The 15939-nt window shown below is 61.4% G+C and carries 14 protein-coding genes and 1 tRNA gene; 9 read left to right on the top strand and 6 right to left on the bottom strand.

Annotated features, from left to right (window positions below):
• The first annotated feature begins 69 nt into the window (after positions 1 to 69).
• From ACILSE_RS16045 to ACILSE_RS16035, 3 genes are read left to right on the top strand one after another with little or no spacing between them, the layout of a single operon-like run.
• Positions 70 to 1476, top strand: a complete 1407-nt coding sequence (locus ACILSE_RS16045; protein WP_395718428.1) for an ABC transporter permease — start codon at positions 70 to 72, stop codon at positions 1474 to 1476.
• Positions 1473 to 2834 (top strand): DUF3526 domain-containing protein, encoded by a 1362-nt coding sequence (locus tag ACILSE_RS16040; protein ID WP_395718427.1) that lies wholly within the window; start codon positions 1473 to 1475, stop codon positions 2832 to 2834. The genes ACILSE_RS16045 and ACILSE_RS16040 overlap by 4 nt, the downstream gene beginning before the upstream one ends.
• Complete coding sequence (locus ACILSE_RS16035; protein ID WP_395718426.1) at positions 2831 to 3490, top strand: ABC transporter ATP-binding protein; 660 nt, start codon at positions 2831 to 2833, stop codon at positions 3488 to 3490. The genes ACILSE_RS16040 and ACILSE_RS16035 overlap by 4 nt, the downstream gene beginning before the upstream one ends.
• Before the next feature lie 923 nt (positions 3491 to 4413).
• On the opposite strand, the gene ACILSE_RS16030 is transcribed toward ACILSE_RS16035, so the two are convergent.
• Positions 4414 to 5850, bottom strand: coding sequence for a Gfo/Idh/MocA family protein (locus ACILSE_RS16030; protein WP_395718425.1), 1437 nt, complete (start codon positions 5848 to 5850; stop codon positions 4414 to 4416).
• Positions 5851 to 6003: 153 nt separating this feature from the next.
• Here ACILSE_RS16030 and ACILSE_RS16025 point away from each other — a divergent pair, with 153 nt between their 5' ends.
• Together ACILSE_RS16025 and ACILSE_RS16020 are read left to right on the top strand one after the other, a co-directional pair.
• Positions 6004 to 7350, top strand: a complete 1347-nt coding sequence (locus tag ACILSE_RS16025; RefSeq protein ID WP_395718424.1) for an alanine/glycine:cation symporter family protein — start codon at positions 6004 to 6006, stop codon at positions 7348 to 7350.
• Between the two features lie 64 nt (positions 7351 to 7414).
• A tRNA-Gln gene (locus ACILSE_RS16020) sits at positions 7415 to 7488 on the top strand.
• An 18-nt stretch (positions 7489 to 7506) separates the two neighbouring features.
• Here the strand turns inward: ACILSE_RS16020 and ACILSE_RS16015 are convergent.
• From ACILSE_RS16015 to ACILSE_RS15995, 5 genes are all read right to left on the bottom strand, one after another.
• On the bottom strand, positions 7507 to 7776 hold the full coding sequence (locus ACILSE_RS16015) for a hypothetical protein (protein ID WP_395718423.1): 270 nt from the start codon (positions 7774 to 7776) through the stop codon (positions 7507 to 7509).
• A 152-nt stretch (positions 7777 to 7928) separates the two neighbouring features.
• Entirely contained in the window at positions 7929 to 8207 is a 279-nt protein-coding gene (locus ACILSE_RS16010) for a GIY-YIG nuclease family protein (RefSeq protein ID WP_395718422.1), read from the bottom strand.
• Positions 8208 to 8234: 27 nt separating this feature from the next.
• Entirely contained in the window at positions 8235 to 9587 is a 1353-nt protein-coding gene (locus ACILSE_RS16005; RefSeq protein ID WP_395718421.1) for a DUF1501 domain-containing protein, read from the bottom strand.
• 65 nt (positions 9588 to 9652) lie between these two features.
• Positions 9653 to 11227: an arylsulfatase gene (locus ACILSE_RS16000; protein WP_395718420.1), complete on the bottom strand. Its 1575-nt coding sequence runs from the start codon at positions 11225 to 11227 to the stop codon at positions 9653 to 9655.
• Between the two features lie 18 nt (positions 11228 to 11245).
• Positions 11246 to 11482, bottom strand: a complete 237-nt coding sequence (locus tag ACILSE_RS15995; RefSeq protein ID WP_395718419.1) for a hypothetical protein — start codon at positions 11480 to 11482, stop codon at positions 11246 to 11248.
• A 167-nt stretch (positions 11483 to 11649) separates the two neighbouring features.
• Here ACILSE_RS15995 and ACILSE_RS15990 point away from each other — a divergent pair, with 167 nt between their 5' ends.
• The 4 genes from ACILSE_RS15990 to ACILSE_RS15975 are packed head-to-tail and all read left to right on the top strand — an operon-like array spanning position 11650 to position 15924.
• Complete coding sequence (locus ACILSE_RS15990; RefSeq protein ID WP_395718418.1) at positions 11650 to 12363, top strand: hypothetical protein; 714 nt, start codon at positions 11650 to 11652, stop codon at positions 12361 to 12363.
• A complete protein-coding gene (locus tag ACILSE_RS15985; RefSeq protein WP_395718417.1) occupies positions 12360 to 13868 on the top strand; it encodes a hypothetical protein in 1509 nt (502 codons plus the stop codon). Before ACILSE_RS15990 ends, ACILSE_RS15985 begins: the two co-directional genes overlap by 4 nt.
• Positions 13865 to 14599 (top strand): hypothetical protein, encoded by a 735-nt coding sequence (locus ACILSE_RS15980; protein WP_395718416.1) that lies wholly within the window; start codon positions 13865 to 13867, stop codon positions 14597 to 14599. The genes ACILSE_RS15985 and ACILSE_RS15980 overlap by 4 nt, the downstream gene beginning before the upstream one ends.
• Positions 14600 to 14607: 8 nt before the next feature.
• Complete coding sequence (locus ACILSE_RS15975) at positions 14608 to 15924, top strand: polysaccharide deacetylase family protein (protein ID WP_395718415.1); 1317 nt, start codon at positions 14608 to 14610, stop codon at positions 15922 to 15924.
• Positions 15925 to 15939 lie beyond the last annotated feature (15 nt).

Below are 15939 nucleotides of genomic sequence, written 5' to 3'. Positions count from 1 at the left end.
ACGAAGGAGCGCTTTGAAGCGCAAATCATTTGCATGTGCAACTGGTTTGCGTCAAAAACTCAGGCCGCCATGCCCGTCTCCTCTCCCATCCTTCCACTCGCTCGCCTGGAGGCCCGTCTCATCTGGCGGCGGCGGGCGTCGTGGCTGCTACTGGGGCTTTTCACCGGGCTGATGCTGCTCGCGGGCCTTCTCAGTGGGCTGCGCCAGACGCGGGAGCGTGAGCAACAGGCCGCGTATCAAAAACTCGTGCGCCAGCAGTGGGAATCTCAGCCAGACCGGCATCCGCACCGTGCCGCTCACTACGGCACCTTTGCCTTCAAGCCCCGCAGCCTCCTCGCGGCCTATGAGCCGGGCATCGAAGCCTATGCGGGCCGCATCCAGTTCCTCGAAGCCCACCGGCAAAATGGAGCGAACTTCGCCGAGGCATCCACGCTTTCCTCCGCCTCGCGGCTGGGTGAACTGTCTCCCGCCTTCCTCGTCGAGTGCGTGTTGGCGCTTGTCATCATCGTGCTGGGTCATGGCGTCTTCGCGGCGGAGGTGGAAAGCGGCCGCGAAAGGCTGCTGCGGGCGCAGATCGGCCCGCGTGGTGGTTTGTGGGCGGGAAAAACGCTCGGGCTCTGGCTCGGCATCTCGCCCTTCGTGCTCATCGCGGCGCTGGTGCCGCTGACCTTGCTCTTTTTCGGCGAGAGCGGTCTCGCTGATCGTGCGGGTATGCTGATGGCGGCGCTGCTGCTCTACAGCGTGCTGTGGGTGCTGCTGGTGGCGGCCGTTTCGTCCGTATGCCGCACGTCACAGGCGGCGCTGGCCGTGCTCATTTGCCTCTGGCTCGGCGGTGGTGTGTTGCTGCCACGAGCAGCGGCAGGTCTCGCCTCAGCGGCGCATCCGCTGCCGGATAAAAGCGAGTTCAATGCCCGCCTCGGCGAGGAAATCGCGAAGTTGGGAGATTCCCACAACGACAAAGATCCCGCCTTCATCGCCCTCAAAGAGGAGACGCTGCGCAAGCATGGCGTGAGCCGCGTGGAAGACCTGCCCTTCAATTACAAAGGCCAGCTCATGATGGCCGGCGAGGAGCAATCGGCCAAGGTCTTCGCTCAAGAGCATGCGAAAATCGAAGCTGTGCTCGATCAGCAGACCGCTCTCGTGCGTCGGCTCGCGTGGCTTTCCCCTTCGCTCGCTTTGCGTGATCTCGCCATGCGACTCTGCGGCACGGATGCCGCCTCCCAGCAGCGCTTCATCCGCGAAGCAGAGGCCTATCGCTTCTCCTTCATCCAGCATCTGAACCACCTCCAGCGTGACCACACCGCCTACGCGGAAAAAAATGTCCAGCGCATCGACGAGCACTTTTTCGATGAGATCGAGGATTTCAAACCCACGCCGCACACGCTTTCGCTCGCCCTCGCAGGTTCCGCCGCCTCCTGGGGCGTTTTGGGCCTGTGGATCGCTCTCGCGGCTCTATTCGGAAGGAGGTTCGCATGAAGACTCTCTGGCATCTCGACTGGTTGCGACTTCGTCGTCAGGCAGCGACGTGGTTCCTGCTCGGTGGGCTCTTCCTCGCCGGACTCACCGCCATTTATCTCGGTAAAAAATTCCAAGAGCAGCAACAGGCCGAGATCAGCCGCCTCGACGCTCAATTCCAGGCGCAGTGCGACCGACTGGAGCATCGCTACCGCGAGAAAGGCGAGCACAGCGGCTACTGGAGCTACTACAGCTTTTACCCCGTGCATCAGCCACCGCGACCGCTCGCCGCGCTGAGCTGGGGTCTGCGTGACGTGGCGCCCTTTGTCACCTGGGTGCGACTGCTTGGCGTAGAGCAGCAGCTTTACGAATCCTCGCTCGCCAATCCGCTGCTGCAATCGCTCGGGCAGTTTGATCTGGCCTTCGTGCTCGGTGTTTTGGCTCCGCTCGTGCTGCTGCTGCTCGGCCATGACGTGCTCAGCCGCGACCGACAGCTCGGCGTGCTGCCCCTGCTCGCCGCTCAGGGCGGTGGCGGACTGCTGCGCGTGCTCGCCGCCCGTCTGCTGCTGCGTCTCGTGCTCGTCGTCATCATTTGCAGCCTGCTGTTTGGCATCGCCATGATCGTTTTGCAGCTCCCGACCGGCTTCGATACCTTCGCATGGCTTTTCATCGCCCTGCTCGGCCTTCTGCCATGGCTGGCGATCACCGCCATCATCGCCGCCCGCAGCCGCAGCGCCACCGGCAGCCTCGCTGCGGCCATGACGGCCTTTGTGAGCCTCGTGCTGCTCATGCCAGCCCTGGTGAATCTGGCCCTCAGCACCCTCTTTCCTGTGCCCGAGGGACTCGAGCTCACCGTGCGCCAACGCCAAGTCATGCATGACGGCTGGGATCAGCCCCGCCAGCCAAACTACGACCGCTTCCTCGCCGAGCGGCCTGAGTATCGAAAATGGCCCACCGTGCCGGAGAAGGACTTCACCTGGCGATGGTATTACGCCATGCACGAGGTCGCCGACCGTTCCGTGGCCGAACTGGTCAATCAACACACGCAGCACCTGCGCCAGCGTCATGCGTGGTCACAACGTCTCGCCTGGCTCTCACCGCCTGCTTTGACGCAGAGCCTGCTCAGCGGTCACAGCGGCACGGATCTCGATGCGCATCTGCTGCACCTCGAAACGACGCGAAAATTTCACGAGCATCTCAAGGCACACTTTTTCCCGCTCATCTTCGACGAGACGCACTTCACCGCCGGAGCCACGAAAAGCTTCCCACGCTTCCAAAACGCCGCTCCAGCCCCAGCGGCCCCATTTAATCCGCTGCCACCACTGCTGCTCGCCGCCTTGCTGCTGCCCTTTGCCCGTCCACGCCCTGTTTTGTCATGATCCAGCTCCAAAACATATCCAAAGCCTTTGGCTCACGACCCGTGTTGCAAGATCTCAGCCTTCAGGTCGATCGCGGGCGCATCCTCGGCCTCCTCGGTGGCAATGGCGCTGGCAAAACCACCACGCTGAACCTCATCCTCGGCTTCCTCCAGCCGGACAGCGGCACCATCACCGTCACCGGCGAGACCGCCTACATTCCCGAAAACGTCGCGCTCTATCCCGAACTCAGCGGCCTGGAAAATCTACGCGCCTTCGCCGCACTCGCCGGTCGCGATTTGAGCACGCAGGAAGGCGAAAGCCTCCTCGCCCGCGTCAAACTGCCCGCCGAGGCCATGAGCCGCCGACTCGCCTCCTACTCCAAAGGCATGCGGCAACGCGTCGCCATCGCCATCGCTTTGGCCCGGCAGGCCCAGGTCTTCCTGCTCGACGAACCCACCACCGGCCTCGACCCCGCCGCCGTGCAGGACCTCGCCACGCTGCTGCGCCAGCTCGCCCAGGACGGAGCCGCCATCCTCCTCACCACCCACGATCTCTGGCATCTCTCCATCGATAGCGATGAAGTCGCCATCCTCTCCGCCGGCCGCCTCGTGGACCGCTTCGAAGTCGCCGGCCAGGACGCCGCGCAACTCGCCGAACGATACCTGAAAGCCCGCTGACCGGCACGAAAGCGGATATTCAGATTGGCGTCAGACCGAGTTCAAAGTGAACGGGAAACTGCTGCGTGTCCTTAACGAGGCGCAGAGGATTTTTTCCACCCGCCAATCGGCCAACAGTCGGCAGCGTTTGAGAGCGTCCTAAGTGGGCATCTCAAGCCGCGTCCAGCATGCCGGACGCTGCGCATTCGGCTGCGATCTGCAGTGGCAGGTGTTCTGGCAACAGCCTTCGCCGAACTTGTAACCGTCGGCACAACCTTCGCTGTAGTATTATTTGCCGTTTTTCTCAGCGTGGGGTCCCGTGCTGGCTTCACATTTGCAGCCGGGCCAGGCGCATTTGGTGTGTGGGATAGTGCTTATTGCAACAATATCAGAACATCAGTTCAAATATAAGACGGAATCCGCCATTTCCGATCAACTCCGCTCCCTGCGGGCCGAACGCAACGTCAGTTACCGCAAAGAGGGCCGCCAAGTTTTTTTACCGCTTGCACGACCACTACTCACCGGAGCTCAGAGCGTGCGCGAGCATCTGGCGGAGAGAAGGCACCACTTGCCCCCCTGCAGGCCTGCCCTGCCGTTTGGAGCTTTCTCGATGCTGATTCAACAGCATCGGGACCGGCGCGAAGTGCTTCCTTCCTTTCGAGACATGGCGAATTTTGCTTTTTTGTAATGGCTGCGATTCCGCCTGGTGTCTCATCGAACGCCGCTCTTCAGAAAGCGGCGATACCTTCCTGACATTACCAGTCGGCGTGTTCGCAGAGGGTGACAGGACTCCCTTTGCCGTCCTGCTGGCCTTGCTGTGCAAGGATTTCCCCCGAAAATTCACCAATTGAAAGCCGCACAAAAAAACGCCCGGCGGCATGAACCACCGGGCGTTGAGTTGGGATCTGCGGAAACAGGCTGGCGTCTGCCTCGGCGACACACGCTTAAATGCTGTCGGCGCTGTATTCCCAACCCTGACGCACGGCGGCCCGCTTGATGAGCTTGTTCGCGTCCTCGTTGTCGGTGGTCTGGGTGGCGCTGTCCCATTTGATGACCTTGCCGGGGTTGGTAATGCCGAAGTTGCCAAAGAGGCAAAGCTTCGTGAGCGGGACGGAGTAGTCGAAGTTGCTGCCCGCAGTCTTGTTCTGCTCGATGGCCTTGACGAGTTCGAGCTGCGGCTTGCCTGGGGCGAGGCTGCGTTCGAGCGTTTTGGGCGTTTCTTTGAAGAACTTGGCGAGCTTCGGACGGTTGCCGACGACTTCCAACGCCTCGCAGTAGTCGCCAGGATTGAGGATGCTGTCCTCGTCGCCGACGATGAGGAAGCCGCCCCTCATCTTGTCGAAATCGCGTTCGGCCTCCAGCTTCGCCGGACGCTCGGGCTTCATCGGCTTGCCGTCCTTCGTGCCTTCATACCAATGCAGCTTGATGTCGCCGTATTTGGCGTGCTTGAAGGAGCAGATCACATGCGACCAGGCGGGCCAGCTCAGGTCGGTCAATTCTCCGACCTCGGCCTCGATTTGATACGGCTCGCCGAGCTCGCAGGCCCAGAAGGGACCGTCCATGATGTGGCAGCCCATGTCGCCCATGGCACCAGCACCGAACTCACGGTGGCCGCGCCAGGCGAACGGATGCAGGCCGGGGATGTAAGGATGATCCGGCACTTGGGCGAGCCACTGCTGCCAGTTCACATGTGCTGGAGCCTGGCCGACTCCTTCGGCGGCCTCGTTGGACTCTTCCTTGCGACGTGGTTTCGGAGCGGTCTTGCCGGTGTAGATGTCCTTGGCGGCGTTGCCCTGCGGCCAGATGGGGCGGTTCGTCCAGACATGGATTTCTTTAACGTTGCCGACAACGCCGGCATTCATCCATTCCTTGAGCTGACGGATCTGCTCGCCGGTGTGGCCCTGGTTGCCCATGTTCGTCTTCACGCCTTTTTTCTTGGCGGCTTCGTGGAGCTGGTTGGCCTCCCAGATGCGGTTCACAAGAGGTTTCTGCACGCAGACGTGCTTGCCCCGCTTGATGGCCTCCATCGCGGCCGGGTAGTGCGCGTGGTCAGGCGTGGAGACGGTGACCATGTCGATCTTGTCGCCCATCGTTTCGAACATCTCCTTGAAAGAGGTGAACATCTTCGCGTCAGGGTACTTCGTCTGCGCGTCCTTGAGGCGGTTGCTGTCGATGTCGCAGATGGCGACAACGTTCGCGCCCTCGCCAGCGATGGCGATGTCAGACGCGCCTTTGCCGCCAGCTCCACCGATGCCGGCGACGTTGAGTTTTTTGACACCGCCTGCCTGGCCGAGCAGGAGGTTCGGGAAGAAAATGCCACCGGCGGTGGCGGCGGTGCCACGCAGGAAGGCGCGGCGGTTGGGGAAGAGTGTGGGCTTCATGGTTTGGTTTGAGGGCCGCGAGGATAGCGGTGAGGCCGCTTAAAACGCAATGGGAATGTCATCTTCCGAAGAAAATCCTCCCGGCGTCAAAGAAACACGTCCGGGGCATTCTTTGTGCTTGTCGTGTGCACGACAATCCCGCTAAAACGCCACATGGATTTTGCCAAATTCGCCTCCGAACTCTCCAGCCTCGTCTGGGGACTACCGCTCATCGTGCTGCTCTTCGGCACTCATCTGTTCCTGACCTTACGCACCGGTTTCATCCAGCGCTTCCTGCCGCAGGCGATCAAAATCTCGTTTTCGCGTGAGAAAGAAGGCGACGGTGATGTCTCGCAGTTCGGTGCCTTGATGACAGCGCTTGCCGCGACGATCGGCACGGGAAACATCGTCGGCGTGGCGGGAGCCGTCGCCACAGGTGGACCGGGCGCGGTGCTGTGGATGTGGCTCACGGGTGTCTTTGGCATCGCCACAAAGTACTCCGAGGCGGTGCTCGCGGTGAAGTATCGCGTTCAAATGCCTGACGGCAGCATGGCAGGCGGACCGATGTATGCGCTGGAGCGCGGCATGAATGCCAAGTGGCTCGGCGTGATCTTCGCCATCTTCACCTGCGTCGCCGCGTTTGGCATCGGCAACATGACGCAGGCCAACAGCATCGTCGAACTCCTGCGCGAGCACATCAAACCGGATTCGGACGTGGTTTTGCGCTGGGTGGCGGGCAGCGTGATGGCCGTCCTGACCGCCGCCGTCGTGCTTGGTGGCGTGAAGAGCATCGCCAAGGTGTGCGAGTTCCTCGTGCCGATCATGGCGGTCGGTTATGTCATCGGGTGTGCGCTTGTTTTGATCAAAAACCACGCCGCCCTGCCCCAGGCATTCGCGGACATCTGGAATGGCGCATGGAGCGGTCAGGCCGCAGTGGGCGGCTTCGTCGGTGCCACGCTCAAGCAGGTGGCGCAGGCCGGCATTGCCCGCGGTCTGTTCTCCAACGAGTCAGGACTCGGCTCCGCCCCCATCGTGGCGGCGGCGGCACAGACGCGGAATCCAGTCCGACAGGCGCTGGTAAGCAGCACGGCCACCTTTTGGGACACCGTCGTCGTGTGCCTCATGACAGGTCTCGTCGTCGTGAGCAGCGGCCATTGGAAGGAGGGGCTCGCCAAAGCCGCGCTTACCAGCGCCGCCTTCAACGACCTGCATGACGTCGGACCGATCTTCCTGCTCTTCGGTCTGATGACGTTCGTCTTCTCCACCATTCTTGGCTGGGGCTACTACGGTGAAAAAGCCGCCGAATACCTCATGGGCAGCCGGGCGGTAAAGCCCTACCGCATTCTCTGGGTACTCGCAGTGCTCTTTGGCTCCGTGCAGCCGGCGCAGGCTGTGTGGGACTTCGCGGATGCAGCCAATGGCCTCATGGCCATCCCTAACCTCATCTGCCTGATCTGCCTCAGCGGGGTCATCGTGGCCGAAACAAGGGCCCACCGGGCTGATTTGACCGGCAAAGCCTGAAAAAATACGCCCTCACGCTTGCAACATCGTCAGCGGCCTTTATTCTGGGCGCCCCTTCGATCACTGCCTCATGGTGTAATGGTAACACAGCAGATTCTGAATCTGTTATTCAAGGTTCGAATCCTTGTGAGGCAACCATCTCCCCAGTAGCACTCTTCAAGCTTTTGCCTGCGCGGCGAGGATGGCCGAATCCAGACGCGCCAGACGATGCGCGCTTGAGGCCGTCTCGATTCCTTCTAGGGCCCGGTAGGTCTTGCCAACTTTCTGCACGAGTCCGCAGTTGGTCAGTTTGAGGATCTTTTCATACGAGCGCAGTCGGAGCATCTCCTCACCCCCGCTCACCGCGTTCTTGAGCTTCAATCCTTCAAACACTTTCGCGAAGAGACTTTTGAACTCAAAGGTCTCACCACTGGAGAGAACGTTCACCAACTCATCCGTGACATGATCAACTACCCGGCGGGAAAAAGGCGCTTTCTTCGTGACTGCTTTTTGAGGAACCATCGTCCCCGATACCACACGAGTCATTCCCTGTCTTGGAAACCTCTCCCAAGATGATGATTTATCGGTCTTTGAGTGATTCAGGAGGCGAGAAACGCCTCTTTGGCCGTTCGGCTGAGCCTTTTGAAGGCAAGTTCGGCCTTCAATGCGGCAGAGTGGTTCCTCTGCGTCCAGCAGCGCAGGAGTTTCACCGGTCCCCTTCCCCGCGTGTAACGCGCACCTTTTCCTGCATTGTGCCGCGCCACTCGTCGCTGCAGGTCATTCGTGATGCCGCAGTAGAACGTACCATCGCTGCAAAGAAGGACGTACAGGCACCACTTTTTCACGGGCCTGGATTTGGTGGCTGACTTCTTCGACACACGTCACCTCTACAGCGATGATCAGGCTCAAAACAACTCAGGAATCATCACGCCATCCGTCAGCGGCACGGGGCGACCATCGGCGGAGCGGTATTCGATCTCGCGGTAGTCGTAGCCGAGGGCGGCGTAGATGCTGGCGTGGATGTCCGACGGGGAGATGGGGCGGTCTTTGGGATAGGCACCGGTGGCATCGCTGCTGCCGATGACCTGCCCGCCGCGCACGCCACCGCCGGCGAGGAGCACGCTGTAGCAGCCAGGCCAGTGATCGCGGCCGGCATCATTGTTGATCTTCGGCGTGCGGCCAAACTCGCCCATCCAGACGACGAGCGTGCTTTCGAGCAGGCCGCGTTCTTCGAGATCATCGAGCAGCGCGGCGTAGGCCTGCTCCATCGGTGGCACGAGACGGTTCTTGAGGCCGTTGAAGTTGTCCTTGTGTGTGTCCCAAGTGATCGACGGGCCGTTCACGGTGGTGACAAAGCGTGTGCCGGATTCGATGAGGCGACGCGCGAGCAGGTGCGACTGGCCCCAGCTATGACGGCCGTAGCGTTCGCGGACTTTGTCGGGCTCTTTCGAGAGGTCGAAGGCATCGGCGGCTTTGCCGGTTTGTAGCATGCTGGTCGCCTGCTCGTTGAAGATGTCGATTTGAGCCGTCTGCGGCGAGGTGATGGGCCGTGCGGCGGCGCTCATGTGATTGAGCAGCGCGAGACGCTCCTGAAAACGCGTGGGCGTGAGGCTGGAATCAAGCGCCATGTTTCGCACGCGGAAGGAGGCCGCGTTCGGATCGTCATCGAGCACGAAGGGATCGTAGCGATTGCCCAGACAGCCGCCGAATTGACCGGGCGTGAGGTACACTTTGCTGTCGCAGTGCGGGAAGGGCGTGATGACATACGGCGGCACGCCTTTGGAAAAGCCATCGCGCTGAGCGAGCCAGCCGCAGAGCGTGCCGACGCCGGGGATGTCGGTGGGGCTCGGTGTGATGAGCGTGCTGTCCACGCGATACGGCCGGCCGACGGTGGCCCAGTGCATGCCGCCGTTGTGGCTGCTGTGGCCGTGATGCACGCTGCGGATGAGCGCGAGCTTGTGCATGCGCTTGGCCATCTGCGGCAGCAATTCGGTGATGTGGGTGCCGGGCACGCTGGTTTTGATCGTTTTGAACTCACCGCGGATCTCCGACGGCGCATCGGGTTTCGGGTCCCAAAGGTCGATGTGGCTCGGTGCGCCGCCGTTGAAGATCAAAATGACTGATTTGGCCTTTCCGAGGCCGGTTTGCGGAGAGCCGAGCGCACGGAGGTGGCTCAATCCGAAGCCCAGCATACCCATCCCGCCTGCTTGCAGGATGTTCCGACGCGAAACGCGCATTTCTGGCAGAGGAGCCTTCACGGGAGAAACCTACGATGGCAAGCTGCTCATCTTACGAACGCAGGCAAAGCCCTGAACAGCCCGCATCACTTCGACTTCTTCTTTGCCTTCGCGGCGGGTATTGGTTTGCGAATTTTGACCTCCACGGCGTTCTTTTGCGCGTTGCCCGGAGTGCTTCGGCCATCGGCGACGATCTTTTCGAGCTGCTTTGTCATTTGCGCCACGATGTCTGGCTTTTCTCCTTGGAGATTGGTCTTTTCGGCGATGTCATCCTTCAAATTGTAGAGCTGGGTGTCGGGAAGCCCCTTCTCGCCAGGAGAACCGGGACGCGGATCACTCCAGCCGCCCGAACCGGCGCAGATCTCCAGCTTCCAGTCTCCATCACGCAGCGCGAAGCTGCCATTGATCGAATGATGGATCACACTCTTCCGCATCGCCGTGCTGGATTCACCCAGCAGGGCTGGCAGGAAGCTGAAGCTGTCCTCGGCGGCGTTGTCAGGAAGCTTCGCTCCCACGATGTCGGCGGCCGTGGCCATAAAATCTGTCAGACAGACGAGTTGCGTGGAAGTCTGCCCACCTTTCACCTTCGCAGGCCAGCGCACGATGAACGGCACGCGATGGCCGCCATCGAAAATGTCTGCCTTGTGACCACGATAGATCGCGCTCGGGTTGTGGCCAAAGGTCGCGAGCTTCGGGTAATCGGCGCTCGGCGAGCAGCCGTTGTCGCTTGTCACGATGATGAGCGTGTCCTGCCCAATGCCGGCGTCCTCGGTGGCACGCATGATCTGACCGATGGCGTCGTCCGTCTCCATCACAAAGTCGGCATACAGGCTGATGCCGCTCTTTCCCACCCACTTCTCACTGGGCAGGATCGGTGTATGCGGTGAGTTCAGTGGCAGGTAGATGAAGAAAGGGCTTCCTTTTGCCGCTGCTTTCTCTGCGATGATCTTCTTCGCCCGCCCGGTGAGCGCCGGCAGCACGTCCTCGCCACGGAAACCGGGTGCGCCGGGGCCTTCGCGCGTGAAGGATTTTTTTCCGCCAGCGGCGTTCATTTCCAGTTTCATCGTCTCCGTGGGATTCGCGGTGACGTGATCGTTTTCGATGAAGCAATACGGCACCATGTCCAGCGAGGCGCTGATGCCGAAGTAGGTGTCAAAGCCGACGCTGGTGGGGCCGTTCGCGATCGGCTTCGTGTAGTCCACATTGTTCACTTGCTCGGCGGATTCGATGTTCAGCTCGGCCACCTCGCCTTTGCGCACCCAATCCATGCCGAGATGCCATTTCCCGACGCAATGCGTCGAGTAGCCCTGTTCCTTCAGCAGGCTGGCGACCGTCGTGCGCCCCTGCTCGATCAAACGCGGGCTCAGACCACCGAGCACGCCGCTTTGCAGCTTCGAGCGCCACGCGTAGCGGCCGGTCATGATGCCGTAACGCGTCGGCGTGCACACGCTGGATCCGGAATGCGCATCGGTGAACTTCACCCCTTCCTTCGCGAGTCGATCCATGTGCGGCGTGGCGATCTTCCCTTCGGGATTGAGGCATTTCACGTCCCCGGAGCCAAGATCATCGCACAAGATGAAGATGATGTTCGGTTTGTCGGCAGCAGCGGCCGTGATGATGGCGAATGAGAGGCAAAGCAGCCCCAGGACAGGTCGGTTCATGGTCCGACTTCAACGCATTCAGTCTTCCGAGCTATCGAGATATTCCAACGCCTTCGAGAAACTGGCCTGCGTGAGGAAATGATTCAGCCGTGGCGGCAGTTGCGGGCGCAGTTTCTGATGCTCCGCCGTGATTTCCTCCGAGACATTCTTCAACGCCTCCAGATGCGCCGACGCGTCGCGATCACGGAAAGCATGATCCGCGATGAGATCAATGCGGCGTTGCAGTAAGACACGAAGATGAGTGAAGTCGGACATGTGGCAAATATGGAGGGCCTGCAAGTCGTCAGCAAGATGCTGCGACATTGCCAGGAGGTGGAAAAGTGAACGACAAAAGATGAACGCTAAGTCCGACTTCTGGCTTGTTTCAAGAGGTGCTCCGGCTAGCATGCGGTGGCATTCATCCTCCTCGTAAATTCCTCCGCGTGAAACCCGGTTTCCTTCCCGCCAGCGTGTTTGTTGCCGCCGGGCTGCTCATGTCCAGTCCGGCTGCGGAAAAGCGTGCCGAGGACCCTGGCGCGAGCGCGGAGATCGCCCTGCTGCGGCTGGATTACGAACGCAGCCTCATCGAATCGAGCCTGGCACCGGTCAAACAACAGATCACGACGCTTGCGGCGCTGGAAAAGCAGTTCGTCGATGCCCGCGACTACGACGCCGCCATCACGGCGCGTGACGAGCGGAAACGGCTGCAAAATGAGCTGGCACGGCTCGACAAGGAGCTGCTGCTGCTGCAGACACGTGAGATATCGCTCAAGACCTCGCTGCTGCCGGACCGCGTGAAGCTGCCGCTGGAGGCCGCCACCTTGAGCGACCTGCTTCGGGAAGGCGGCGCGATCACCGGCTGGTCAAAGATCGGCGCGTCCGCCACCTGGAAGCTGCCCGCGCTGCCGCCGGGAGGTTACGATGTCATGTTGCGCTATCGCTGTGGCGCGGCCGAGGGCGGCCAGTTGCTCATCAAGGAAGCGCGCTTCACTCTCACCACCAACATCGAAACCACGCTCAAAGGCCCGGAGGAACGCAGCGCGGGCACCTTGAAGATCAGTGACGGCTCCGGCACGCTCACGCTGGCCGCGCAGTCTCTCGTCACGAACAACCTCATGCAACTCCTGGCCGTGGAGCTGGTGCCCTCCGCACGATGAAGTCTCACCTCCTCCATCTGTGCCTCCTGCTGCCGCACGCCATCCCGGCGCTGCATGCGCAGACTCCCGTGCCTGCGGCGGAGCCAGCCGCGCTCACCAGCAGCCGCGCCGCTTTTTTGCGCCAGGTGATGGCGGACTCGCAACTGCTCACTGAGCAATACGAACGTGCACTGGCCAGAGCCGAGGTGGAAGTCGCCTCCGCAGGAGATTACGAGGAGGCGCGAGCCATCCGTCTGCGCCTTGATCAGTTGAAGGCGCTCTACGCCGGAACCGTGTCCAGCCTGGCCACTCCCCTGCCCCTGGCGCAGGCGCGGTTGACCGGCTCGGCACAATCCTCGGGCGAAACGCTCAGCGGCTGGCGCTCGAACGGCAGCGGCGCGGAGTGGATGAATTTCCGTATCGCCCCCGGCTCCTATCATCTCGAGTTCGAGGTGAACATGAGCGACGCGCCCGTGGCTGGCAGCATCTATGCCTCGTCGAAATTCCAGCCGCAGCAGAACGCTCTTTTTGAATTTAACGAAATCACCCTGCTTGGCACCGCCTCGGAAAACCGCCGCACGTTTCAGATCGCACGCAGCACCGACGAGACCACCTTCACCACGACACGCGTCGGGCCGCTGCAATTCACTCGTTCCCCTGTCACACTTCGTTTCAGCGCCGCCGCCGGCTATCCTGCGAACATCATTCGTGTCCGCAATCTGCGCCTCCTGCCCATCACCGATGACACGCCCGCCACTCCAGCGCCCGTGGCACCGACCAGCGCCACCGTCACGATGCAGCAGGCCGCCGCCGGACTGAAGTCCTCGCTGGAAACGGCACGCACCAGCGCCATCACCGCCTACCTCGCCTCCTTGCAGAAGCTCGCTTCCTTGCAACCCGCTTTGAAAGAGCAGGTCGAAGCCGAGATCAGGCGTGTGCAAAAGCAGGGAGGCCAGGGCAAAGGGGCAACCACCGGCCTGCGCGCGATCACCTCCACCAGCAGCGGGCTCGACGGCTTTGAGAGCATCGCGGATGCGCAGCTCGCCGATGAGCTGCCCGTGTCCGGAGAGCGTTTCAAAATCGTGCATGAAGGACGTGTCCTGCCTGTGCGGCTGCTGTGGATCGACTGCGCCCCGGCGGACGAATCGGATGCTGGCGTGAAACGTTTCTCAAAGCATTTCGGCATCGACGAAGAGGACACGGTCTCGCTGGGCCGCTTCGCGAGAGAATTCACCGCGGGGTATCTCAGCGGCAAACCGCTGCGGCTTCTCGTGCGCCCTGATCGCGACAAGGACGGCACCCTCGCCGCCCTGCTGTTTTTGCCGGATGTCGGGTTGTATCAAAACGTGCTCGTGGACCATGGTCTGGCCGCCGTCGTCCCGCCGCCACCAGATCCGCGGCGCGACGCCGCCGAAAAAGCGCTCATCGCCACGCTCGAATCCCGGGAAAACGCCGCCCGCCGCCATCAGCCGCCTGCCGGAGCCTGGGCGTTGGCCTCACAACCTGAAGGAGGAGGGAAACCATGAGCCGCCGCGCGCTGATCTCGTTGTTTTCTTTGATGGGAGCGCTTTCCCTGACAGCGCAGCAGCCCGCCGCCGCCCCAGCCACGCGGCTAAGGCAGATGGAGGCGATTTATCAGAAAGAACTCAGCTCTCGCCACATCCCGCTGCTTGGGAAGTATCTCGTCGAGTTGCAACGCCAGGCTGCCAGCGCCACGGACAAAGCCGCCTATCAGGCGGAAATCTCCCGCATCCAGCAGATCATCAGTTCCGGAGGCGTGGTGGATCTGATCGCCGCACAGCAGGCGCAATCGAATGCGATGCCCATGCCGCCTCCGACGCCTGAAATCGTGCCCGTGGAGCGCAGGCAGGCCTTGATCGTGCTTTCCCCTGCCCTCGCCAGCAAAATCGTCCCATTTCCTGCCCCAAACACGACGACCGCCGTGCTGGCAGAGGCGGAATGGCGCATCGAGGCCATCGCCGCAGGCACCTACGATGTGCTTGTTCAATACGCCTGCCCGGACATGACCGGGGATGTTCCTCTGAGCGTCGAGTTCAACGGCCAGACGGTGGAGAAGGCGCTGGAAGGAGACCGTGCCACTAAGGATGCCCAAACTTTTCGCATCTTCCGCCTCGGCAGCCTGACCTTGACCGGCGATCATCGCGGCGAAACACTGCGTTTTGCCGCAGGCGACAAAAACAGCCCCAAACTCATCCTCAAAAGCATTCTCATCACCAAACCGCGCCCCGCAAACTGACTTCCTTCATGCGTTCGCCCAGCCTCCTGCTCCTTATTCTGCTCTCCATCTGCGTCCTGCCCTCCTGCAAGCGCATCGAGGACAAGCTGCGCCGTCTGGCGGAGCAGAGCGGTGTCGCCCCCAAACCTCCCCCTCCGCCAAAGCCCGCCGAACCGGCGCTCACCGAGGAAGAGAAGGCTATCGAGAAAAAACTGCAGGAGTCGGCCATGGCTGCGACGGCGGCGCCCGAGCCCCAGATTCCCGCCGCACCTGCCTTTGAGCTGAACAAATCCTCCGTCGTCTCCATCCTCGGCTATCACGACTTCCGCGAACGTGGCGGCAGCCCGATGCTCATCTCGTCATCCAAGTTCCGCGAGCAGATGCAGGCCATCAAGGACTCGAAGATTCCCGTAATCTCCCTCAGCGATGTCATGGCCTGGAAGCGTGGTGAAAAAAACATCCCGGAGGAGTCCATCGTCATCACCATGGATGACGGCTGGGAGGGCGTTTACACCTTCGCCTATCCCGTTCTGAAGGAATTTGGCTTCCCCTTCACCGTCTATCTCTACAAGAAGTACGTGAACATCGGCGGCCGCTCGATGAGCTGGGACCAGATCAAAGAGATGATGCAGCATGGCTGCGAAGTCGGCAGCCACAGCGTCTCCCACGAAAGTCTCAAAAAACGTCCAAAGAACGCGAAGACCGAGGCTGATGTGCAGCAGTGGGTTTTGTCCGAATTGAAGGACTCGCGTGAATTCCTCGAACAGAACCTCAAGATCAAATGCACCTCCTTCGCCTACCCGTATGGCAATTTCGATGACGCCATCATGGAGACCGGTCTGCAGATCGGCTACGAATCTCTCGTCACCGTCAACGGCCAGAAAGTCACCTGGGACACGCCGAACGGCAAACTCGGCCGCTACATCGTCCACGGCGACAGCGACACGAACTTCAAGCTCGCCACCAGCTTCCGTGGTCGCGGTGACGTCGGCTCGAACAAGTTCCTCGTCGCAGACGCGAAAAACGACCAGGGCGAGCAGCTCATCCAGCTCAGTCCGAAGCCGGACGCCATCGTCACCGACCGCATGCCGCTCATTGAGGCGAACCTCAGCAAGCTCGGCACGATCCTTCCGGAGAGCATCAAGCTGCGCATCGCCGGCCTCGGCACCGTACCGGTCGAATACGACGCTGCCACCATGACCGTGCGTTACCAGTTTCCCTACAAGCTGCGGCGCGAGGAATGCGCCCTCAGCCTCAGCTTCCAGCGCAATCCCGCCCAGCCGGCTGAAGTCGTGAGCTGGCGCTTTAAAATCGACCTTGCCGCGGCCTATCTGCCCGCGAAGTGACATCCGTCCCCCCGC

The organism is Prosthecobacter sp. (genome assembly GCF_044236155.1).
Lineage (GTDB): Bacteria > Verrucomicrobiota > Verrucomicrobiia > Verrucomicrobiales > Verrucomicrobiaceae > Prosthecobacter.
This window is presented reverse-complemented; position numbering and strand designations above follow the sequence as displayed.

What these genes read in the sequence shown, in the direction of transcription:
- ACILSE_RS16040 (WP_395718427.1), top strand. Translation starts at nt 1,473, where the DNA reads ATGAAGACTCTCTGGCATCTCGACTGGTTGCGACTTCGTCGTCAGGCA.
- ACILSE_RS16030 (WP_395718425.1), bottom strand. Translation starts at nt 5,850, where the DNA reads ATGAAGCCCACACTCTTCCCCAACCGCCGCGCCTTCCTGCGTGGCACC.
- ACILSE_RS16000 (WP_395718420.1), bottom strand. Translation starts at nt 11,227, where the DNA reads ATGAACCGACCTGTCCTGGGGCTGCTTTGCCTCTCATTCGCCATCATC.
- ACILSE_RS15995 (WP_395718419.1), bottom strand. Translation starts at nt 11,482, where the DNA reads ATGTCCGACTTCACTCATCTTCGTGTCTTACTGCAACGCCGCATTGAT.
- ACILSE_RS16035 (WP_395718426.1), top strand. Translation starts at nt 2,831, where the DNA reads ATGATCCAGCTCCAAAACATATCCAAAGCCTTTGGCTCACGACCCGTG.
- ACILSE_RS15980 (WP_395718416.1), top strand. Translation starts at nt 13,865, where the DNA reads ATGAGCCGCCGCGCGCTGATCTCGTTGTTTTCTTTGATGGGAGCGCTT.
- ACILSE_RS16025 (WP_395718424.1), top strand. Translation starts at nt 6,004, where the DNA reads ATGGATTTTGCCAAATTCGCCTCCGAACTCTCCAGCCTCGTCTGGGGA.
- ACILSE_RS16045 (WP_395718428.1), top strand. Translation starts at nt 70, where the DNA reads ATGCCCGTCTCCTCTCCCATCCTTCCACTCGCTCGCCTGGAGGCCCGT.
- ACILSE_RS15975 (WP_395718415.1), top strand. Translation starts at nt 14,608, where the DNA reads ATGCGTTCGCCCAGCCTCCTGCTCCTTATTCTGCTCTCCATCTGCGTC.
- ACILSE_RS15985 (WP_395718417.1), top strand. Translation starts at nt 12,360, where the DNA reads ATGAAGTCTCACCTCCTCCATCTGTGCCTCCTGCTGCCGCACGCCATC.